The sequence below is a fragment of the Pseudoalteromonas sp. S1727 genome (assembly GCF_005886375.1).
Taxonomy (GTDB): domain Bacteria; phylum Pseudomonadota; class Gammaproteobacteria; order Enterobacterales; family Alteromonadaceae; genus Pseudoalteromonas; species Pseudoalteromonas haloplanktis.
Genome location: NZ_PNDT01000046.1, coordinates 1 through 20,958 on the forward strand (window position 1 = coordinate 1; position 20,958 = coordinate 20,958).

18 protein-coding genes and 1 tRNA gene are annotated in these 20,958 nt (G+C 40.0%); 11 read left to right on the forward strand and 8 right to left on the reverse strand.

Features of this window, described 5'->3' with window-relative positions; all coding sequences use genetic code 11:
- Positions 1 to 6: 6 nt before the first annotated feature.
- Positions 7 to 83 (reverse strand) — tRNA-Asn (locus tag CWB85_RS11890).
- Between the two features lie 1,070 nt (positions 84 to 1,153).
- Here CWB85_RS11890 and CWB85_RS11895 point away from each other — a divergent pair.
- Genes CWB85_RS11895 through CWB85_RS11910 form a run of 4 tightly spaced genes read left to right on the forward strand, consistent with a single transcriptional unit; the run spans position 1,154 to position 6,153 of the window.
- The gene (locus tag CWB85_RS11895) at positions 1,154 to 2,533 is read left to right on the forward strand and encodes an MATE family efflux transporter (RefSeq protein WP_138555002.1); all 1,380 of its coding nucleotides are present in this window, start codon (positions 1,154 to 1,156) and stop codon (positions 2,531 to 2,533) included.
- On the forward strand, positions 2,530 to 4,530 hold the full coding sequence (gene uvrB, locus CWB85_RS11900; RefSeq protein WP_138555003.1) for an excinuclease ABC subunit UvrB: 2,001 nt from the start codon (positions 2,530 to 2,532) through the stop codon (positions 4,528 to 4,530). The genes CWB85_RS11895 and uvrB overlap by 4 nt, the downstream gene beginning before the upstream one ends.
- Positions 4,523 to 5,452: a class I SAM-dependent methyltransferase gene (locus CWB85_RS11905; protein ID WP_138555004.1), complete on the forward strand. Its 930-nt coding sequence runs from the start codon at positions 4,523 to 4,525 to the stop codon at positions 5,450 to 5,452. Before uvrB ends, CWB85_RS11905 begins: the two co-directional genes overlap by 8 nt.
- Before the next feature lie 5 nt (positions 5,453 to 5,457).
- Complete coding sequence (locus CWB85_RS11910) at positions 5,458 to 6,153, forward strand: tRNA (adenine(22)-N(1))-methyltransferase (RefSeq protein ID WP_016707803.1); 696 nt, start codon at positions 5,458 to 5,460, stop codon at positions 6,151 to 6,153.
- Position 6,154: 1 nt separating this feature from the next.
- Here CWB85_RS11910 and CWB85_RS11915 read toward each other — a convergent pair whose 3' ends face one another.
- The gene (locus tag CWB85_RS11915) at positions 6,155 to 6,397 is read right to left on the reverse strand and encodes a hypothetical protein (protein ID WP_016707802.1); all 243 of its coding nucleotides are present in this window, start codon (positions 6,395 to 6,397) and stop codon (positions 6,155 to 6,157) included.
- Between the two features lie 200 nt (positions 6,398 to 6,597).
- Here CWB85_RS11915 and CWB85_RS11920 point away from each other — a divergent pair, with 200 nt between their 5' ends.
- Positions 6,598 to 7,047, forward strand: coding sequence for a methyltransferase family protein (locus CWB85_RS11920; RefSeq protein WP_138555005.1), 450 nt, complete (start codon positions 6,598 to 6,600; stop codon positions 7,045 to 7,047).
- 59 nt (positions 7,048 to 7,106) lie between these two features.
- Here CWB85_RS11920 and queC read toward each other — a convergent pair whose 3' ends face one another.
- On the reverse strand, positions 7,107 to 7,787 hold the full coding sequence (gene queC, locus CWB85_RS11925; RefSeq protein ID WP_258165111.1) for a 7-cyano-7-deazaguanine synthase QueC: 681 nt from the start codon (positions 7,785 to 7,787) through the stop codon (positions 7,107 to 7,109).
- A 149-nt stretch (positions 7,788 to 7,936) separates the two neighbouring features.
- On the opposite strand from queC, the gene queE reads away from it, so the two are divergent.
- The gene (gene queE / locus CWB85_RS11930; RefSeq protein WP_016707799.1) at positions 7,937 to 8,602 is read left to right on the forward strand and encodes a 7-carboxy-7-deazaguanine synthase QueE; all 666 of its coding nucleotides are present in this window, start codon (positions 7,937 to 7,939) and stop codon (positions 8,600 to 8,602) included.
- 161 nt (positions 8,603 to 8,763) lie between these two features.
- Positions 8,764 to 9,507 (forward strand): class I SAM-dependent DNA methyltransferase, encoded by a 744-nt coding sequence (locus tag CWB85_RS11935; protein ID WP_016707798.1) that lies wholly within the window; start codon positions 8,764 to 8,766, stop codon positions 9,505 to 9,507.
- Positions 9,508 to 9,688: 181 nt separating this feature from the next.
- Here CWB85_RS11935 and CWB85_RS11940 read toward each other — a convergent pair whose 3' ends face one another.
- The 4 genes from CWB85_RS11940 to CWB85_RS11955 all read right to left on the reverse strand — a co-directional run bounded on the left by CWB85_RS11940 (position 9,689) and on the right by CWB85_RS11955 (position 13,312).
- Positions 9,689 to 11,662: a TonB-dependent receptor plug domain-containing protein gene (locus CWB85_RS11940; RefSeq protein ID WP_171039012.1), complete on the reverse strand. Its 1,974-nt coding sequence runs from the start codon at positions 11,660 to 11,662 to the stop codon at positions 9,689 to 9,691.
- A gap of 87 nt (positions 11,663 to 11,749) precedes the next feature.
- Complete coding sequence (locus CWB85_RS11945) at positions 11,750 to 12,136, reverse strand: hypothetical protein (protein ID WP_138555007.1); 387 nt, start codon at positions 12,134 to 12,136, stop codon at positions 11,750 to 11,752.
- A 152-nt stretch (positions 12,137 to 12,288) separates the two neighbouring features.
- Positions 12,289 to 12,768, reverse strand: a complete 480-nt coding sequence (bcp, locus tag CWB85_RS11950; protein ID WP_016707795.1) for a thioredoxin-dependent thiol peroxidase — start codon at positions 12,766 to 12,768, stop codon at positions 12,289 to 12,291.
- Positions 12,769 to 12,778: 10 nt separating this feature from the next.
- Positions 12,779 to 13,312: a glycine cleavage system transcriptional repressor gene (locus CWB85_RS11955; protein WP_138555008.1), complete on the reverse strand. Its 534-nt coding sequence runs from the start codon at positions 13,310 to 13,312 to the stop codon at positions 12,779 to 12,781.
- A 351-nt stretch (positions 13,313 to 13,663) separates the two neighbouring features.
- Here CWB85_RS11955 and bamC point away from each other — a divergent pair, with 351 nt between their 5' ends.
- The gene (gene bamC, locus CWB85_RS11965; RefSeq protein WP_016707793.1) at positions 13,664 to 14,725 is read left to right on the forward strand and encodes an NlpB/DapX family lipoprotein; all 1,062 of its coding nucleotides are present in this window, start codon (positions 13,664 to 13,666) and stop codon (positions 14,723 to 14,725) included.
- 66 nt (positions 14,726 to 14,791) lie between these two features.
- Positions 14,792 to 16,210 carry a YjiH family protein gene (locus tag CWB85_RS11970; RefSeq protein ID WP_138555009.1) on the forward strand — a complete coding sequence of 473 codons (1,419 nt, stop codon included), beginning with the start codon at positions 14,792 to 14,794 and terminating at the stop codon, positions 16,208 to 16,210.
- A gap of 50 nt (positions 16,211 to 16,260) precedes the next feature.
- Here the strand turns inward: CWB85_RS11970 and CWB85_RS11975 are convergent, their stop codons facing one another.
- Positions 16,261 to 18,630 carry a bifunctional diguanylate cyclase/phosphodiesterase gene (locus CWB85_RS11975; protein ID WP_016707791.1) on the reverse strand — a complete coding sequence of 790 codons (2,370 nt, stop codon included), beginning with the start codon at positions 18,628 to 18,630 and terminating at the stop codon, positions 16,261 to 16,263.
- Between the two features lie 238 nt (positions 18,631 to 18,868).
- Here CWB85_RS11975 and pyrC point away from each other — a divergent pair, with 238 nt between their 5' ends.
- Both pyrC and CWB85_RS11985 read left to right on the forward strand, forming a co-directional pair.
- A complete protein-coding gene (pyrC, locus tag CWB85_RS11980) occupies positions 18,869 to 19,921 on the forward strand; it encodes a dihydroorotase (RefSeq protein ID WP_138555010.1) in 1,053 nt (350 codons plus the stop codon).
- Between the two features lie 312 nt (positions 19,922 to 20,233).
- Positions 20,234 to 20,443, forward strand: a complete 210-nt coding sequence (locus CWB85_RS11985) for a cold-shock protein (protein ID WP_016707789.1) — start codon at positions 20,234 to 20,236, stop codon at positions 20,441 to 20,443.
- Positions 20,444 to 20,958 lie beyond the last annotated feature (515 nt).

Consider the following 20,958-nt stretch of genomic DNA (forward strand, 5'->3'; position numbering starts at 1 on the left):
ATATTTTGGCTCCCCCTCCCCGACTCGAACGGGGGACCTGCGGATTAACAGTCCGTCGCTCTAACCAACTGAGCTAAGGGGGAAGCGTATGTGCCTTTCAACGGGGCGAAATATTAATGACCGCGCTGCAAAGTGTCAACACATAAAACCTTATAAACAAAAAAAAGCAGTCTGTTCGATGTTTTTATGTTCGATCTGGCTGTTTTGTGGCTTTTTTTGTCCTTATTTTACAGTATTAGATCGACCAATTTTATAGAATTGCTAATTTCCAAGACTAATAAACAATCAATTTGACCACGATGAAAATTATATAAAGTGATCATTTATCTACTTTAGTATGAATAAATTTATGAAATGCACTTTTTTAGCGCAACTGAGTACAGTCGCCAACTTAGCCAGATTCAATTTAGCAATTCATTAACCCAGTCCTTTATTGAAAAAAAATTATCTGGAGATCTCACTCTTTATATTATTAGCATAGTGATGAAATAAATCGCAAAAAACATTTTCTTTGTTGTTTGTTATCATTGAGTTAGTTGTATGTTTAGATCGTATATTGATATTTAATTAATCCCGATAGCACCTTGCTACAGCAGTTAAGTATGTTTTCTGAGCTGTTTGTGGCAAATTGTCTAAAGTTAGTATTTGCCAACATTGTTACGAGGCGATTTAAGTCGCCCCTTTGTAGGCCTTTATTAGCGTGGCTTTGCAAGAGTTATCCACGGTTTCTGTGGATAACTCTGTTTATGAAACTTTAAGAACGTTGTCAGAGCCATGTTTTTAGGGTGCTGTGAGGATATCAAGCATTTAAATCAGTTTTTTTATCTTATTTTAAAACAATGACTTGTAAAAATAAGCGGAAAGTAGTCTGGTTGATGAGTAAATTTATTCGTGACGATTCGATTAGCGCAATTTTTGTGTAAAAATGCACCGCCAGTCGCGATGTTTTTGTGATAAAGGTTACAAAAATGTATTTTTATTGTTTTTAGCTATGGTTCGAACTGAAATTGCGTTAAAGCACGTAAAAAGCACACTTTTCTATTATTTTTTAGGCATTTTTATCAGCAATTCATAATCACTTGATAAATGCATGGCTTGCCAAGCCTCGATGCTTTAAAATACCACGCTTAATAAAAGAGGTTTATTTATTCCCATGCGCGCAACTTTGCAGACTAACACAGCTCCCGATTTATTAAATGCTCCCATCGTGCCAACATTGAAGAAAATGACGATCCCGATGATTTTTGGGATGATCACTTTAATGATGTTTAATATTGTAGATACATTTTTTATCAGTTTACTCGGTACTGAACCCTTGGCTGCAGTTAGCTTTACCTTTCCCGTTACCTTTACAGTGATTAGCCTTGCAATTGGTTTAGGCATTGGCACCTCTGCGGTGATAGCTAAAGCGCTTGGTAGCAATAATATTGAAGAAGCACGCTTTGATGCCAGTATGGCGTTGCTAATAGCGGTTGTTATGGTGGTGTGCTTGTCGTTATTTGGCTACCTCCTTATCGCCCCCATTTTTAAACTATTAGGGGCAGGGGATGTTGTACTGCCATTGATCCACGATTATATGAGTGTGTGGTTTTTAGGCAGTGTATTTTTAATAACGCCCATGGTAGGAAATTCAGTATTGCGTGCCAGCGGAGACACTAAAACCCCAAGTATTGTGATGGGCGGGGCAGGGCTTATTAATGCGGTACTCGATCCGATGTTAATTTTTGGTTTTGGGCCTATCCCTGCGCTGGGTATTCAAGGCGCAGCAATTGCCAGCGTTATTGCGTGGGCGGTTGCGGTAATTATTATTTTATATTTATTAGCAGTTAAAAAAGGCTTATTAAGCTTAAAAGCAAATAGCCAAACGCCATTAAGTTCGATTCGTAAAATATTAAAAATTGGTTTACCCGCAGCAGGGGCAAACATGTTAACACCGGTAGCTATGGCGATAATGACCGCGATGGTGGCGTATCATGGCCCTGAGGCTGTTGCAGCATTTGGTGTTGGTAGCCGAATTGAGTCAATTGCCAGTCTTGTGGTGTTAGCATTATCGATGACATTACCACCGTTTATTAGTCAAAACTTTGGAGCTGGTAAATTGTGCCGTGTTAAAGACGCGTATACTACAACCTTAAAGTTTGTGATGATTTGGCAATTTATTATTTATTTATTGCTAATTGCATTTTCAGGCGTGATCAGCCAATTATTTGGTAAAGAGCAATTAGTTATCGATGTGATCACCTTATTTATTTTCACCTTGCCATTGAGCTACGGTTTACAAGGCGTGATTATTTTAACAAACTCATCGTTTAATGCCTTACATAAGCCGATGAATGCGCTAATTTTAAGTGTTATCCGATTATTTATTTTTTATGTTCCATTTGCTTATATTGGTAATGTATATGCCGGTTTACCGGGTTTACTAATAGGCGCAGCGGTAGGTAATTTATTTACTGCCATAGTAGCGTATAAATGGTTTATTAAAGAACTGAATATGATCAGTAATCAGGCTGTACAGGAGTGCCAAGCATGAGTGACCATTTTCAACTGGTTTCTAAATTTAAGCCCGCAGGGGATCAACCCACCGCGATTGCGCAGTTATGCGAGGGGTTAGAAGCTGGACTGGCTCATCAAACGTTATTGGGAGCAACGGGTACGGGTAAAACCTTTACCATGGCCAATATTATCAGTGATTTGAATCGTCCAACGATCATCATGGCACATAATAAAACCCTTGCAGCACAACTTTACGGTGAAATGAAAGAGTTTTTCCCGCATAACGCGGTGGAATATTTTGTTTCCTATTACGATTATTATCAGCCGGAAGCTTATGTGGTTGCCAGCGATACCTTTATTGAAAAAGATGCCTCAATCAATGAACACATTGAGCAAATGCGCTTAAGCGCAACCAAAGCATTATTAGAACGTAGAGACACTATTATTGTGGCATCGGTTTCAGCTATTTATGGTTTGGGTGATCCAAAATCATACATGAAGATGATGCTATTGCTGAAAGTGGGCGAAAAAGTTGATCAACGAGATATGCTGCGTCGTTTAGCCGAAATTCAATACACTCGTAATGATATTGATTTTAGCCGTGGCACTTATCGGGTGCGCGGTGAAGTGGTGGATATCTTCCCCGCCGAATCAGATACCTTTGCAGTGCGTGTAGAAATGTTTGACGATGAAATTGAACGTCTGAGTATTTTTGACCCGCTCACCGGTGCTGTTGAAAAACACATTGTGCGTGCAACTATCTACCCGAAGACCCACTATGTGACGCCGAGAGAGAAAATTCTTGACGCAGTTGAGCACATCAAAGCAGAACTAAAAGAACGCCGAGCACAGTTACTTAGTGCTAATAAATTAGTTGAAGAGCAACGTGTTGCACAGCGAACTCAATACGACATTGAAATGATGACCGAGCTTGGTTATTGCTCTGGTATAGAAAACTACAGTCGTTATTTATCTGGGCGTACGCCGGGTGATCCGCCGCCAACTTTGCTTGATTACTTACCTGATGATGCATTAATGATTATTGATGAATCCCACGTTACGGTGTCGCAAATTGGTGCTATGTACAAAGGTGATCGCAGTCGTAAAGAAAACCTCGTGGAATATGGTTTTCGGATGCCCTCAGCGATGGATAATCGTCCGCTGCGCTTTGAAGAGTTTGAAGCGATTGCACCGCAAACAATCTATGTATCAGCTACACCGGGTGACTTTGAATTAGAGCGTTGTGGTGATGAAATTGCGGAGCAAGTAATTCGTCCCACAGGGCTACTCGATCCACAAATTGAAGTTCGCCCTGTAGCGACGCAGGTCGATGATTTATTGTCGGAAATATATAAGCGGGTAGAAATAGATGAACGTGTGCTAGTCACTACGTTAACCAAACGTATGGCGGAAGATTTAACGGACTATTTATCTGAGCATGATGTGAAAGTACGCTATTTACACTCAGACATTGATACCGTGGAGCGAGTTGAAATTATACGTGATTTCCGTGCTGGTGTGTTTGATGTGTTAGTAGGTATTAACTTACTAAGAGAAGGCTTGGATATGCCAGAAGTGTCCTTAGTTGCCATACTTGATGCGGATAAAGAAGGCTTCTTACGCTCAGCTCGAGCGTTAATTCAAACCATTGGTCGTGCTGCTCGTCACTTAAATGGCTGTGCTATTTTATATGGTGACCATGTCACTAAATCCATGGCTAAAGCGATTGATGAAACACAGCGTCGTCGTGATATTCAACATGCTTATAATATTAAGCATGGTATTGAACCTCAAGCATTGCTTAAAAAGATTACTGATGTTATGGATGTGGGTGAACGTGCAGGTCCACAAGATAATTTACAGCTGATCCGCAAAGAATCTAAACACGTACTCAGCGCGAAAGAAATAGCAGTGCAAATTAAGCAACTCGAAACCAAAATGCATGTTTATGCCAGTGATTTAGAGTTTGAAAAAGCCGCATCTGTACGCGATGAAATCCATGAATTACAACAACAGTTAATTAAAAATGCCTAATTTTACGCCCCTTATTAACGCACTTGAAAGTGCCCCATTCACTGATCACGAACTGTGCCGTGTTTTTCATGGCCGTGGTCACAGTGTTGAGCAGTTAAGTCATTTAAATATCGACTTTTATCCACCGTGTTTATTTGTTGTCTCTTATGAGGAAATTCCTGCGAGTGAGCTACAGCAGCTTAGTCAGCTACTATGGGAGTGGTTACAAACACATGCCGCTGATGCTGTTACCTCGCTGGTTTTTCAACAGCGTGCAGGGCAACAAACAGAAAACACTTTGTTATATGGTCAATTGCCTAGTCCTCATGTAGTAAAAGAAGGGCAGTGCCAGTTTTTAGTTGATTTAATGAGCCGTCAAAACACGGGTATTTTCCCTGATATGCGCCGTGGCCGTGAATTTGTACAGGCACATAGTAAACATGCAAAAGTGTTGAATTTATTTTCTTACACCTGTGGTTTTTCGGTTGCTGCAATGCATGGTGGTGCCGATAGTGTGATCAACATGGATATGAATAAAGGGGTACTACGCGCAGGTAAACAAAATCACCAACTAAATGGTTTTGACCGTGGTGTGAGCTTCTTACCGCACGATATTTTAAAGTCGTTTGGTAAGCTCAAAAAAGCGGCGCCATTTGACTTAATTATTGTTGATCCGCCAAGCTTTCAAAAAGGCAGTTTTATTTTAACTAAAGATTACCAAAAAGTGTTGCGCCGCTTACCTGAGCTCCTCAATGATAATACTAAGCTGTTGCTTTGCGCTAATAGCCCCGAGCTCAGTGAAGCCGCATTTAAAGCGCTGATTGCTGAGCATACCCAAGGTGCGATTGAATTTGTAGAGCGTTTAGCGCCGACTCTTGGTTTTGTTGATGTTGATAGCGACCGTAGTTTAAAGGCCTTGATTTACCAAACAGCTGCGCAGTAATAACGATGCGTTTAAGTAAACGGTTAGCAACAATAGACAGTTTTATTAAACCTGGTTTTCAAGCAATTTGGGATTGTTGTTGCGATCATGGTTTATTGGGAATGCAGTTAGTTGAACGAGAAGCTGCCGATACAATCCACTTTGTTGATATTGTGCCTGCATTAATGGACGAGCTGACAGCTAAGCTTACTCGTTACAGCCCAACTCAAGGTGCGGCGCACTGGCAAGTTCATTGTATAGATGTTGCTGACATAGCGATTAACTTCCAGCAGCGAAACTTAGTGATCATCGCAGGAGTCGGTGGTGAATTATTATTGCGTTTTATTAATCATATCTTAGCCGCACAGCAACAGTTTGCGAATATAAATAAAGGTGAAATATTAGCCGAGCTGGAGTTTATTATTTGCCCTGTGCACCATACTTATAAAGTACGTGAAGGCTTGTTAGAGCAAGGGATGAGGTTGATAAATGAAGCCATTGTTTGTGAGAATAACCGCTTTTATGAGGTTATCCACATAAGTAAACAGGCAAAGCATCGTTTAACACTGACAGGCTCTAGTATGTGGCATAGTGGACAACCGCAGCATCATTGCTATCAGCAAAAATTACTTACACACTATCAACGTATGCTTAATCAAAATCCAATTTATTACCAGCACGTGATTAACCGCTATGCTCAGGTACTAGCGCCGCCAGCATGAATTATAACTTATTGATTTCTTGTTTTACGTTATAACTTTGATCAGTAACGATGGCTTCAAGCGTTTGCACTCGTTCTTTAAGTGCTAACATTTCAGCTGTTATTGCGGCAATTTGATTATTCGATTCTTTATTATCAGTAAGTGTACGATGCTTGAACTCTAAATGTTTTTTATACATATCGTACATCACCCCAAATCCAACTGAGATAAATACGATCATCACTACCATTGTTGTTCCTGACATTTTATTACCTTATCCTTGTTAGTTAATGATTAAAGTATAACCAAAATACCAGATTGATGAAGCTGACAATTGTAACTTTATTTGTCGAAATAATGGGGTTGGCAAATTATTCATGAGTGATACAGTGTATTAAGTGTTTAATTGGCTTATCTGAATATGTGTTTATAAAACACTAAACTATTTTAAAACAGCGAGTTAGTATGTTAGACAATAAAATTCCTCCGGTAATAATGGTGTGCTTTTTTGCTCTAGTGATGGCCGTAATAGCTCACTATAGCGTCATTGATTTTACGGCTTTTATTTTTTACAGCGCAATTATTCTACTGGTGATAGGGTGTGTTTTTTGTATCGCTGGGGTGGTTAGTTTTCGCTTAGCGAATACAACCGTCGATCCGAGAAAACCTGAGCTGGCATCGAAATTGGTGACTACAGGTATATATAGGATCTCTCGTAACCCAATGTATGTCGGTTTTGCCTTTATACTGACAGCGTGGGGGGTGTGGTTAACATCGTTGTGGGCACTGTTGTGCGTAATTGCGTTTATAGGCTATTTAACTTGGTTTCAAATTATCCCTGAAGAGCGAAAGTTACAAAAGATATTTGGCAAAGACTATAGCGATTATAAGTTACAAGTAAAACGTTGGTTATAAACTGTGAGTAAGGCTTAGCAGTAAGAAAAAGGCTATCGAGATGATAGCCTTTTTAGTGCTTATTCGTATTCGATAGGATCAGTTATATTATTCAGACTAAATGCTTCTAAGCGTTCTTGGCACGCACCACACTTACCGCAGGCTTTTTCACGACCGTTATAGCAGGTCCAAGTTTGGCTATAATCTAAGCCCATTTTGATACCATCAGTTAAGATATCGATTTTCGTATCGTTTAAATATGGGCTGAAAATTTCTACTGCATCGTAATTTGCTATACGACAAACATCATCCATTTTTTGAACGAACTCAGGACGGCAGTCAGGGTAAATAGCATGATCTCCAGAATGTGCGCCGTAATAAACTTGACTAGCTTTGAGTGATACCGCATAGCCTACCGCCAACGATAATAAAATCATGTTGCGATTAGGTACTATGGTACTTTTCATATTTTCGGCCTCGTAGTGGCCTTCAGGCACATCAATATCATCCGTTAATGATGAGCCACCGATCAATTGATTGATCGCAGAAATATCAACTATCTTATGTGATACACCGAGCTTTTCACAGACATTTGCAGCAACTTTGAGCTCTTTTACATGACGCTGACCATAGTCAAATGACAGGGCATACACTTCATGGCCTTGTTGCAGGGCTTTATTTAATACGGTAAATGAATCCATACCGCCGGAATAAATCACAACTACTTTTTGCGTCATAACTGTTTTGCTCTTAGTTTTAATAGAGGTTTATATCAGGGCGCGATATACTACACGGCTGGAGCATAAATAACAATTTTTGACCGTGATTTTTGATTTTTTCAAATCGTCTTTCTTTATGCTCAATAATTAATGACGCTCATAATTAATGCCAAGTAGTAAGTGAGATACTTTTGTACAAAATAAATGAAATATTTGAAACCATTCAAGGCGAAGCGAGCTTTACGGGTACGCCTTCAATCTTTTTACGTTTACAAGGCTGTCCTGTTGGCTGTGCTTGGTGTGACACAAAGCAAACGTGGGAAGTGGATGATGTGTATAAAGTATCACTGGATGACACGGTAGAGAAAAAAGCTGATTCAGATCATTGGGCGGATGCATCCGCAGAGCAAATACTTAACCTATTTGTAGAGCGCGCTTATCGTGCAAAGCATGTGGTGATCACTGGCGGCGAGCCATGTATGTACGATTTAAATCCTGTGTGTAAGCTACTCCATGCTAATGGCTATAGTACGCAAATAGAAACAAGTGGTACCTTTGAGATTTTAGCGCCAGAGCAAACTTGGGTCACAGTATCGCCTAAGATCAATATGCGCGGTGGCTACGAGGTACTAACCTCTGCAATGCAACGTGCTAATGAGATCAAGCACCCAATTGCCATGCAAAAACACGTTGAAGAGCTTGAAGCGTTGTTTAACAAAACAGGCGTAAGCCCTAAACTTGTTTATCTTCAGCCCATTAGCCAAAAAGTTTCCGCGACTAAACTTGCAATTGAAACGTGTATTGAAAAAAACTGGCGCTTGTCTGTGCAAGTCCATAAGTATTTAGGGATAAACTAAAGCCGCGAGCGGTAAGCTTTAAGTTAATGGTTACAATAAACGTTGGGTTGAGTGAAACGAAACCCAACAAATCTCTTTTCGTTCAATCAGCTTCGTTAATGGTGATAATTAGTTTATTATGCGCGCCTTAACGTACCCTCCTACAAATTATTAGGCCTTATATGTCCGCGAACGCGTTATACACAGACCTTTCTGATTACTATGATTTAATGTGCGCCGATATAGACTATCAAGCGCAAAGTCATGGTATTCACAGGCTCCAGCAGATTTTTGGTAATAACGGAAATATGCACCTTGATTTAGCCTGTGGAACTGGGCCGCATGTACGTCATTTTATTAACTTTGGTTATCAAAGTGGTGGATTGGATATTAATCAGCCTATGTTAGATAGAGCTGGGATCCGCTGCCCTGAAGCACAATTTTCATTACAAAATATGAGTGACTTTGTTGTTACAGAGCCATTGGATTTAATTACCTGTTTTTTATATTCAATTCATTACTGTGATGGCATTAATAAGTTAAAAGAGTGTATTGTAAGTGTTCACAATGCACTAAAAGTCGGTGGTGTATTTTGTTTTAACGTTGTTGATAAAAACCACATTGATAATGCCTCCTTTGTGGAACATAGCGCTGTAAGTGAAGATAGTGTATTTACCTTTCGCTCTGGCTGGAATTATAGTGGCACTGGCGAGAAGCAATCGTTAAAGCTTAGTATTGAAAAAGCATCAGCAGATGAAACACTCATATGGCATGACGAACATCCGATGGTTGCGTTTAATTTCACTCAGCTAAAAAAGGCTTTACAACCTTACTTCGAAATATATGTGTTTGAACATGATTACGAAACAATTACCCCGTGGGCTGAAAAATCGGGCAATGCCATTTTTACTTGTGTAAAAATTTAAAATAAGCCTTACTGGTTAGGTTAAGATTATATTTCTCTAAAACCATCAAATGTACTAGGGCCTTAGCGTTGTTTAGTAGGCATCGGCTTGTTGTGGGGGGAATTAATTGTAGCTACGGTTTTATTTAGGCTGTAAAAATGCTGGTTTATATGAGTTATAAACCAGCATTAATTATCTTTTCTTAATCATTAAATTTAATACGCACGCCGGCGTTAACAGTAAAGCCATCATTGCGCGACCAAATATCAGTAGTCCAGCGTCCACTCGGCGCCTGTTGCGGTAGCACTAATGAGTCTTCTCTGGTTTGCCTTACATTTAGTAAATTTTCAGCATTAATAAAGTAACTTACGCGGCCAATGGTGATTTGTCCTAGTAAACCTAAGTGCCAGTAAGCTTCACTTTTGTCTCGGTATGGGTTGTTTTCTAGCTGCTGAGTGCCAGTGTAGTAGGCTTCAAAACCAACTAGGTGGCTGCCGTGTTCTTCCCACATGATCACCGCACCCGCTGAATGCTGTGGGGTGAGCGCTAATGGTAAGCGAGCAGTACTGATATCACTTGCTTTGGTGGCGTCGGTATATAAGTAACTACCCGTAAATTTTATGTCGTGCCAACGATAACGTAGTAGCAATTCGCTGCCGCGAATTTCACTTTGCCCTGGTGCGTTAACAATTCGAACCTGTTTATCGGATGGCGTAAGTTGTTGATTAATTACTTCTAGCTCAGTGACATTCTCAACATCAGAACTGAATAAGGTGACGCTGGTTTCTAAGCTGCCGAATACATAGCTAATATCAAGGGAAGCAGTCGTAGCGCGCTCTTCGTTTAGGTTTTCCAATGGCTCTAAATGAGATAAACCTGCGTCTTCGATATCTTCAATAAAAGGAGTTGTTGCAAAGAAGCCTTGTCCGTATGAGCCTCTCACAGTCCAATTTTCTGGGTGGTATAGTAAAGAAATACGCGGGCTAAACTGAGTACCGTATTCATTATGCCAGTCGGCACGGGCACTGAGAGATAGTTTGATATCGTCTTTTGCTTCGTAGTCTAGTTGTGAAAACAGCCCTGGAACTTCATAGCTGTAGTCAAATTCAGAGAAATCCACAGAGCTGAATTTTTCTGATTGATACGCCATCCCAACCAGCCATGCCGTTTTATCTGTATAGCCAGATATGCTCGATTCAATTAAGTAGCTTTCATGGCTGTCGTCTTCTTTGCTATCGCCAAATTGATGGTCGTGCTCTTGCGACATAGCTGAACCGCGGATATTTAAGTTCATTATCTCATTTATTGGTTTATCAAAGATGAAACCAGAATCAAGTCTGAGCGAGTCTTGAATTTGTGCAAATGGGTTGCCATCGGGCATGATAGCACCATCAGTGGTACCGCCATCGCGTTGCTCTGTCATCGCGCCAACGGTGATATATAAATTAGCACCATGCTCACCTTGCCAATATAAACGAGGCCTTACACTTGCACGATTATAACTTGCCATATCCAGCCAGCCGTCATCATCGAGATCTTGCTCTGACTGATGATGTAACCCTGCGGTTACTGAAGCACTGAAAGAGTCTGACAGTGGTGCGGCAAGATAAGCGGTAATATCTTGGCCATCTTTTGAGGTTGCATTTAGCAATACCTCTCCTTCAAACTCATCACTTGGAGTGCGAGAAATTAAATTGATCACCCCACCTAACGCCGAGCCTCCATATAATGAAGAGGCTGAACCTTTGATGATCTCAACATTGGCAAGATCTGTGGGGGGAATTTGCAGTAAACCTATCGATGCAGTTTGGCCGCCATATAAAGGTAAGCCGTCACTTAATAATTGTGTATAACGGCCATAAAGGCTTTGCAAACGTATATTTGCGCTTCCTAAAGCTGGAGAGGTGTTTTGCACTCGTACCCCCCCGGTTTCAGCGACTAGCATAGAGATATTACCTGGGCGCATCAGCGCTTTTTCGTGTATTTCTTCGCCGTTTATTATCTCTGTACGGGTGGCCGATTCGCTTACAATACGGCCTAATCGTGATGCGGTTACTTGAATTTTTTCAATTGATTTGTGTTCATGTTCATCGTGATCATGGTGTTGCTCAGTTGCTAATGAAAACTGCGGCAATAACAGCATAGCCGCTGCTAACTTAGAGTATTTATAAAACATTTTTATCTCACAGGTATTAAAAATGAAGCGCATAAGCGCAAATTAATTAACTACTTTTTGATCTATAGCGTACGTAAGGGGAGCCCCTTATGAGATAAAAATGGGAGGCCGGTAAACAAATGCAGAGATTGAAATAGGGTGTTTAGCATTAAGCTTTAAAGAGGGATGATTTTGGACAATAACTTGTGCTGAGCAAATAGTAGTGGGTAAATATAGCGCGGGCATACAGGTATTTGCGGGGCAAATACAGTTTATTTCACAACACTCTACATCACAGCAATCGTCAGTTTCTTGCGCTTCGCTTGCTTTAATGAGTGGCACGTCAATAAGTGGGGGGGCGACCATCAATCCAGCAGGTGTGTGTGCAGTAGTGAAAAAATCAGAATGAGAAGAGACACTATACGCCATTGATTGTTCGGCAACCCCAAACAAAATCAAAAACACAGCCAACATGTTGGTATATGGCTTAAGCATATAAATCTCATCAAATAGAAGTTGCTGTATTGTATTAAATTTTTACGCGAGTGTGAACAGCAATAAGCGCTTAATAATTAGCCCTATACTTTTTAACGGCACTAACAAAAAAGCGCTGCCCATTGGCAACGCTTTTGTAACTTTTTTACAGCTTAATCTTTCGTTAAATAATCCAACACTACTTGGTGGTGGTCTTTGGTTTTAAACTTGTCGAAAAAGTGCTTAATTGTACCGTCTTGACCGATTAGAAAACTTAAACGATGAATGCCGTCGTATTCTTTACCCATAAACTTTTTATAGCCCCACACACCGAATGCTTCAGCAATGGCATGGTCTTCGTCAGAAAGTAGATCAAAATTAAGTTCTTTTTTAGTTTCAAAGTTCTTTAATTTTTTTACAGGATCAGGGCTAATACCAACCACACGCGTATTAAGCTGTGCTAATACGTCTTTCTCATCGCGAAGGTTTTCAGCTTGCACTGTGCAGCCTGGTGTTGAAGCTTTTGGATAAAAGTACACTAATACCTGTTGTTCTTTTAATAACTCTTCAAGGCTAATGGTTTCGCCATCTTGGTTTTGTAAACTAAATGCGGGGGCTTTATCGCCAGCTTGTAATGGATTAATAGTGTTCATGCTTTGCTCCTTAGCGAATGCGTCGAAAAATATAATCGACATTAAGAGTACGTGAAAGGTCTTCAAATTGGACTTTAAAGCTGTCTATGTCAACCTCAACAGGAATATTAAACTCTAGTTCACAGCGCATTTTTGTTTCCGCATCTTCATCATAGGTATCTGATTTTAAAGAACAGATGCTGATATGTTTGTCGGCAAAAAAGCGGGTGACTTTACTTAACGTGCCAGGTGTATCTATTCCTGTATATTCAAGAGTATAGCCTGCACAAAATTCACTTTGAGTATGACTGGCAGTACGTTTCATCATAGTCAATAAACCGAGTTCCATACCTTTGAGAGGCAGGGTGTGCTCAATACGGCTAATTGCTGACATATCACCCGATAACAACATGATAAAGGTAAACTCATTACCTAAGATGGCAATACGGCTATCAATAATATTGCAGTGACAGTCACTGACTAATTGGGTTAATTCACTGACAATGCCGGGGCGATCATCACCAATGGCAGTTAAAACGATCTGATGATTTGAAAAAGTAGTCATGAATTCAAGTACCTAGGTTATATTTTTAATAACAGTCAGAGTGAACTAAGCCGGCAATTACTACCACACGGCGGCGAAGTTTAACACAAAACAACCACTAAACTACAGAGTGAGTTAATTAAGCTGTCATTAAAGCACGGTGTTTCTTGTTTTTAACGGCATGGGAAAGTACCATAGTTAAAATTTTGCATATTGGCTGGCTAACATAGCTATTTAGCCGGATCCCAAAGTAACGGGTTTTGCATAAAACAAGATACGTAAAGTTAATATTGACTTTACACTGAACCAAATCGGCATAACCCACTCATATATTTGTTAAAACAATTAAGGGTATGCTAAGGAGAATTATCTGTGCAGTATTGGATCCCAAAAGCGCTTGCTGTAAGCGTATTGGTTAGCTTGTCAGGATGTGGTGTGTTCACTGACGAAGCACATCATAAGCGTAATTACCGTGCCGGTGAGCCGGTAAAAGTGCCAGGACAATTGGCGCAGCCAGCTCAAGATCCCATTTATAAAATGGAAGTGGCAGAATATGATAATAATCCTGATTCAACAAACTATCGCCCTCCAGCGCAAGTATTAACTGTTGCAAAAGGCAGTTGGGTTGAAGAAGGAGATAAACAAGCACGTGTTTATTTTGATAAAAATGATGGTATTGCTGATTTAGATGAATTTATTTGGGATTCAGTTCAGGCGGTATTAACAGAACATCAAACTAAAGCAATAAAAGAAGATAAATTACTAGGCTCAATAGAAACAGATTGGTACGCAATAATTCAGCCAGAAGAAGGTTGGCTATGGGATAGTGAAACAGAAGTTTCTCAGCAGCGTTTTATCTTCAGTATTGAGGAAAAGTCGCACCAACGTACTGCCGCATTGAGTGCTAAATTAGCTGAATATGACAGTAAAGATGTGCCATTAACGCCTATTTTACAGCAGCAATTAGAAGTGCGTGCACTAAACCAAGTTGTGGCTGAATTCGATTATAGATATCGTCAACTTGAAGTTGAAATGCGTAAGCAACAAGGCATCATTTCACTAGAAATGGGCTTTGACAATAAAGGTAATGCGGCATTAGTGACTGAGCAAGACTACTTTGCTGTTTTTGATCGTTTCTCAGGATTTTTAGAGCGACTATCTTTTACAATCGTTGAAATAGATCAAGAACGTGGTTTGATCACTGCTGATTACAACAAACCAGAATCAAGTGTATGGGATTCAATTTGGGGCGAAGAACTTGCAGAACTACCGATTGAAGAAGGCCAATATCAAATCTTGGTGAGCCGTACCAAAGATGGTGGGACGAGCTTGACGTGGATGGATGATGAAGGAACAACCTTAGAGCCGGGTACGATGAATGATTTACAACAAGCATTAGAAAATGCTTTGCGTCAACGCGGTATTAAAATTTAATAATAAATAAAATTAAACCACAAAAAGAGCTTTTGCTCTTTTTGTGGTTTCTACAGGTTGAAAACAATGTCTAATCTAACTCCTTCTACCGAGCAGTTTGACTTAAAGGTATGGTTAACTTTTATCATTCCGTCACTGATCGGTGTATTCTTGTTCATGACTCCAGTGCCAATGGATGGAGCGATGACTATTCCCATTGCCGTTCTGGCTAAAGCTGTAAAGGCGGCTGTTGCATCTTATATTGATTTATTACTCACTGTGATTATTTGTATCACGGGGGTTTTATCATTAGTGATGAAACTATTTAAACCAGCGGCATTAATGAAATCCTCACTTTTAAAACACCTTTTTGATGTGCACTGGTTATGGTTAGTGATCCGTCTATTTGGTATGGCGTTTATTATTCTGACCGTTTTAAGTTTTAATAACCCGAATATAACCTCGGCACTCCCTGCGCCGCTACAGCCTATTTTTACCGGTATTACTTCAGAAAATACCGGTGGCTTAGTATTAAAAGATTTACTGCCAGTGTTATTTTCAGTGTTTATTTTAGCGGGTCTGTTACTGCCTTTACTGCTGAATTTTGGTTTACTTGAATTAGTGGGAACATTGTTGACTAAAGTAATGCGGCCACTATTTGGTGTACCTGGGCGAAGTGCGGTTGATTGCGCAACATCGTGGTTGGGGGATGGCAGTGTGGGTATTCTAATGACTGCCCGCCAATATGAAGAAAAGCATTACACCCAGCGTGAAGCGGCTATCATTGGAACTACTTTTTCTGCTGTTTCGATTACCTTCTGTTTAGTGGTGTTAGGGCAAGTAGGGCTTGAGAAGCTATTTGCACCGTTTTATTTAACTGTGTGTTTGGCTGGCGTTGCTGCTGCATTGATTGTGCCGCGCATTCCGCCGTTGAGCTTTAAAAAAGATGTGTTTATTGATGGCAGCCAGCCAGATCCGCATAAAGAGCGCGTGCCTCATGACAAAAATATTCTTACCCATGCTTTACATGTCGCGCTTAATAAAGCAAAGCATTCACCAGGTTTTACCGGTACATTGAAAGAAGGTATTCACAACGCATTAGACATGATTTTTGCGGTGTTACCAATCGTAATGGCGGTGGGCACGTTTGCGTTAGTTATTGCTGAATATACGCCAATTTTTGCTTACCTAGGTAAACCTTTCATTCCATTTTTAGAGTTATTACAGATCCCTGAAGCTGAAGCCGCTGCGCAAACTATTATGGTAGGTTTTGCCGATATGTTTATTCCATCAATTTTAGCAGCAGGCACCATTGAAAGTGATGTTACTCGGTTTATCATTGCTGCAATGAGTGTTACCCAATTGATTTATATGTCTGAAGTTGGTGCGCTCTTATTGGGAAGTAAAATTCCGGTGAATATTTTTGAGTTGTTTATAATATTCATTCTTAGAACCTTGATCACCCTTCCTGTGATTGCACTTATGGCGCATTGGTTAGTCGGGTAAAGTAATATTACTGAGAAAGCCCTGCAGTGCAGGGCTTTTTTATGCAAACGTTACAGTGGCTTATCAATTAGTAAGATTGCTTGTGCTGCGGGCATTGGTTTGGCCTTTAAGAAACCTTGACCAAAATCACACTGAGTTTTTTGTAAGATGCTTAGCTGCTCTTGGGTTTCAATTCCCTCGGCAACAACATCTAATTTTAGTGACGCTGCAAGTGATAAAATAGCGTCAACGAGTGGGGTGGCTGTATCGGTTAGGTGATCGATAAAACTTTTATCGATTTTTAATACATGAATGGGGAGTTGGTGCAAATACCCTAGTGACGAATAGCCAGTGCCAAAATCATCTAAGCATAATTTCACTTTTAATGGTGCTAAACCTTCAATTATCTTGGTAGCTAACTCTAAATTTTCAATTAACCCTGACTCTGTGATCTCCAAGCATAAAGATCCTAACTCGAGTGCGTATTTATTATAAATAGCGTGGATCTGCGAGATAAAGTCAACGCTTGCAAAGTGCCTGGATGAGACATTTACCGTGATCCGCAAAAACCGTTTACCTTGTTGTTGCCAAGCTGCAATTTGCTTTGCTGCCAGCTCTAGTAAATGAAGGTCTAGATTTATGATTTGCCCAGTACTTTCAGCTATGGGAATAAAATCATTGGGGGCTACAAAGCCTTTACTAGGGTGATGCCAACGTACTAAAGCTTCAAAACCTATCACTTTACAGTGTTGAATGCTAAAAATAGGTTGAAAATAAAGTTCAAATTCATTGTGCTCAATACCATGCTGCAAGTCATTTTCTATGTCTGCATGGCTTTTTAGCTTTTTACGCATGGTATTATTAAAAAACTTTACCTGTCCACGACCTGTTGATTTAGCTTCGTACATTGCGGCATCGGCGTGCTGAAGTAGTTGGTAGGCTTTATCGTTTTCGCTTTCGCAAAATGCAACGCCAATGCTGGTAGAGGCTTGCAATAAGTGACCATCAATATTAAGTGGGGCAGCCAGTGCTTTTTTGATCCGCTTTAGGGCATCATTCACTTGGTTTTTATGAGTGATGTTTTCCATAAAAATGGCAAATTCATCACCGCCGAGCCGCGCAAATGTGTCGGTATTACGAATAGTCCCTTGAATTGATTTACAAATAGCAATCAAAAAATGATCCCCCACTTCATGACCTAACGAGTCATTGATGCTTTTAAATCTGTCAAAATCTAAATACAACAGAGCATGATAGGTCCCTTTAGGTGTGCGGGTAAGTCGTAAGATCCCATGTTTAATACGGTCAATAAGTAAAGAACGGTTTGCAAGACCCGTTAACTCGTCATGTAAAGCACGGTGCTCAAGTGCCTGGCGAGACAATTGTCGATCAATAGCCATACTGATCTGACGACTTACATAAGTGAGTAAAGCTCGGTCATGCTCATTATAGTGGTGGGTTTTATCATAACTTTGGACCACAATAACACCACTCATATAATCACTTACCTTAAAGGGCACACCAAGCCAAGACTCGGATTGTCTGCCGACCATTTTAAAATGACCCGCTGCGATATATTGCTGATATTCTTGTTTATTCAATAGTAGTGATTGTTCGGAGTTTAATAGGTAGTAGGATGCTGTATGTTTTAGCTGTTCTTTAGAAATCTTTTTATGGGCATTTGAGCGCACACCTTCTTCTACAATGTAAACAATATCCAGGATATCGAGATTTTTATTATATAAGCCTACCAAAAAGTTATCGGCGCGCAGTAAGTTGGTCATAATAGTGTGCAAGGATGCTAAAAAAGCATCTAAATCATTGGCTTGGTAGGTTAAATTAGCGATTTGTAGTAATGTGCCTTCGAGCTTTTGCGCGCTATTTAGTTGGCTAACTGTTTGCTGTAAATTTTCTACAGTGTTGACCTGATTTATTTTTGCGCTGAGCAAATGCGCTACGGTAGTTAAAATTTCTAGGTGGGCGTCGGTAAAGTAGTTACGCGCAGGATGTTCGCAGTCAATAACCCCTAAAACCTGTTGTTTATATACCAAAGGAACACACAGCTCAGACATAGCAGGGCGCATGTCTGCAATATATCGGCTGTCGGTACTGACATCACCAATGATAACAGCGCGACCTGTTGAAGCCACATGACCTGTGATGCCTTGATTAAAAGCAATGGTCTTTTGTTCAATAGTGTAGTCACTGTTAGCGTGTGATACACCCATAGATGCGACTTCATGCAAGGCGGTACCACTTTTATCGGCGAGATAAATAACGCAATCGACAAAGCCTAAACGTTTGACGACTTCTGTAGTGACATAGTCGAACAGTTCATCGAGTTTATCTAGTTGCAGTAAGCTTGATGAAAACTGATTAATAATACTCAGTTGCTCTGTTTTAACCTCAAGCGCTGAAGATAAGTCTATTTTACTTTGCATGTGGCACGCGTGAATATACCGTTTACTTGTCATCAATATAGTCCCACATTAACGGATTGTTAACTTACAAACAAAGAAAAATTAAAAATTTTAGGTGCTTAGCTGTAAACACAAGCGCAGGCCAAGTTATTGATGGAGTGATGTATAGTTAATGAGCATCATTAAAAACCAGAATAAAATCTTTACTCGGCTAGGGCATATGCCTATGATCGACTAAATTCAGCCGTGGAACAAAGTAATGTCAAATCAAGAAATTCAAAATACAGCTACATTAACCCTAACTCGTCCGGATGATTGGCACGTACATTTACGTGATGGTGATCAGTTAAAAGACACAGTACGTGATATTAGTCGCTACATGGGACGAGCAATTATAATGCCTAATTTAGTGCCTCCGGCAGTGTGTACGGATACGGCTCTTGCTTACCGTGAACGCATCATGGCAGCTGGACCACAAGGTAATTTTGAGCCTTTGATGGTACTTTATTTAACCGACAATACTTCTCCTGAAGAGATCAAAAAAGCGCACGCTACCGGAAAAATTGTTGCCGCAAAGGTCTACCCTGCAGGTGCGACAACTAACTCAGATTCTGGGGTTACTTCAATGAAGAATATTTACCCAGTACTAAACGCTATGCAAGAAGTTGGGATGTTACTGTTGATCCATGGGGAAGTGACCGATTCGTCGATTGATATATTTGACCGCGAAAAAATATTTTTAGAAACGATCTTGGTTGATGTAGTAAAAGACTTTCCTAGCTTAAAGATTGTACTTGAGCATATCACCACTAAAGATGCCGTTGATTTTGTAAATAATGCACCCGCTAATGTGGCCGCAACTATCACAGCCCACCATTTACTGTATAACCGTAACCATATGTTAGCGGGAGGCATTCGCCCACATTATTATTGCTTACCTATTTTAAAGCGTAATACGCATCAACAAGCGCTAATAGAAGCGGCCACCAGTGGCAGTACCAAGTTTTTCTTGGGCACGGATTCGGCGCCACACTATAAAGATAAAAAAGAAGCTGCGTGCGGTTGTGCAGGTGCATACACGGCACATGCTGCCCTTGAGTTATACGCTGAAGCATTTGAAGATGCAGGTGCGCTAGATAAACTTGAAGGGTTTGCAAGTCACTTTGGTCCTGATTTTTATGGTATTGCGAGAAACACAGATACTGTAACTTTAGTTAAGCAACCATGGACTGTACCTGCAAGCTACCCGCTGGGTAATGATCATGTTGTTCCAATTAAAGCTGAGTCAGTAATTGATTGGCAAGTAAAATAAGCCGCTTATCATTAACACGGTATCAGGTATTTTAGCCTTATAATTAATCGTTTAGTCCTGTTTTATCTATAGAAATAGGGCAATTAAAATATTTTTTAATTAATAGAGCTAAAACAATTATATTGTGTTAACCTTAACTTGCTTTGAGTATTTGCGTATTGAATTTTTGGTTTATGTGCGGCGTGTAAGGTTTCCGGTTAATGGTTATTACTTCTTCCTGTACTTTATCCCAGCTATTTATTGGGCACTCACTCAGGGAGGATATAGCCAATCTGGCTGAATTTTAATTATTGACTTACAGGAAAATTTGGTATGTCAAACACGGTTACTGGTAAAGTTAAGTTCTTCAACGAAGCTAAAGGCTTTGGTTTTATTGAACAAGAAAATGGTCCTGACGTATTCGTACATTTCAGCGCTATTACAGGCTCAGGTTTTCGCACTCTAAGCGAAGGCCAACAAGTGTCTTTCGGCATCAAGCAAGGTCAAAAAGGCCCTGAAGCTGAGAATGTAGAAGTAGCATAATTTCAATTATGTGAACCTAGGTTCAACTTGGTGAAACAGGACTCTGTTTCACCATAATTCCCCCTTTATTAATACTATTTCCTCTCTTCACTTTTATAGATACCAATGCAAAATTGCTCTGTATCTCGTTAGATAAAAATCTTTTACTCGTAAAACTCCCTGACTACTATTACTTATTACCTTTGCTTTCTTCTACATTAAAATACTTATTCTACGTAACCGCTATTTCATTTAAATCCTCGTAATTAAGCACTGTATTGAGTATGAAGCAAGCAGCAATCTGGTTGTTATGGACCTTTTGTATTTATATAGTCAGAAAATGTATCAGGTGGGAAAAGTTCATCCTCATAAACGAGTTATACCAATCGTGTTAAGTTACTGACCATTTATAGCGACAGATAAATGGCGTGATAACAAGGCATAAATTTTGACATGTAGTTGTTCTACATGAAAAATTTATAACGCATTTAGAGCTTTATTTAGCCCGCTAGAATGGTTAAATATTTAAGTAGATT

Coding starts and splice junctions, on each gene's coding strand:
- bcp (WP_016707795.1), bottom strand. CDS start 12,768: ATGAACACTATTAATCCATTACAAGCTGGCGATAAAGCCCCCGCATTT.
- CWB85_RS11920 (WP_138555005.1), top strand. CDS start 6,598: ATGTTAGACAATAAAATTCCTCCGGTAATAATGGTGTGCTTTTTTGCT.
- pyrC (WP_138555010.1), top strand. CDS start 18,869: ATGTCAAATCAAGAAATTCAAAATACAGCTACATTAACCCTAACTCGT.
- CWB85_RS11970 (WP_138555009.1), top strand. CDS start 14,792: ATGTCTAATCTAACTCCTTCTACCGAGCAGTTTGACTTAAAGGTATGG.
- CWB85_RS11940 (WP_171039012.1), bottom strand. CDS start 11,662: ATGTTTTATAAATACTCTAAGTTAGCAGCGGCTATGCTGTTATTGCCG.
- uvrB (WP_138555003.1), top strand. CDS start 2,530: ATGAGTGACCATTTTCAACTGGTTTCTAAATTTAAGCCCGCAGGGGAT.
- CWB85_RS11895 (WP_138555002.1), top strand. CDS start 1,154: ATGCGCGCAACTTTGCAGACTAACACAGCTCCCGATTTATTAAATGCT.
- CWB85_RS11985 (WP_016707789.1), top strand. CDS start 20,234: ATGTCAAACACGGTTACTGGTAAAGTTAAGTTCTTCAACGAAGCTAAA.
- CWB85_RS11975 (WP_016707791.1), bottom strand. CDS start 18,630: ATGCAAAGTAAAATAGACTTATCTTCAGCGCTTGAGGTTAAAACAGAG.
- CWB85_RS11945 (WP_138555007.1), bottom strand. CDS start 12,136: ATGCTTAAGCCATATACCAACATGTTGGCTGTGTTTTTGATTTTGTTT.
- CWB85_RS11910 (WP_016707803.1), top strand. CDS start 5,458: ATGCGTTTAAGTAAACGGTTAGCAACAATAGACAGTTTTATTAAACCT.
- CWB85_RS11955 (WP_138555008.1), bottom strand. CDS start 13,312: ATGACTACTTTTTCAAATCATCAGATCGTTTTAACTGCCATTGGTGAT.
- CWB85_RS11905 (WP_138555004.1), top strand. CDS start 4,523: ATGCCTAATTTTACGCCCCTTATTAACGCACTTGAAAGTGCCCCATTC.
- CWB85_RS11915 (WP_016707802.1), bottom strand. CDS start 6,397: ATGTCAGGAACAACAATGGTAGTGATGATCGTATTTATCTCAGTTGGA.
- CWB85_RS11935 (WP_016707798.1), top strand. CDS start 8,764: ATGTCCGCGAACGCGTTATACACAGACCTTTCTGATTACTATGATTTA.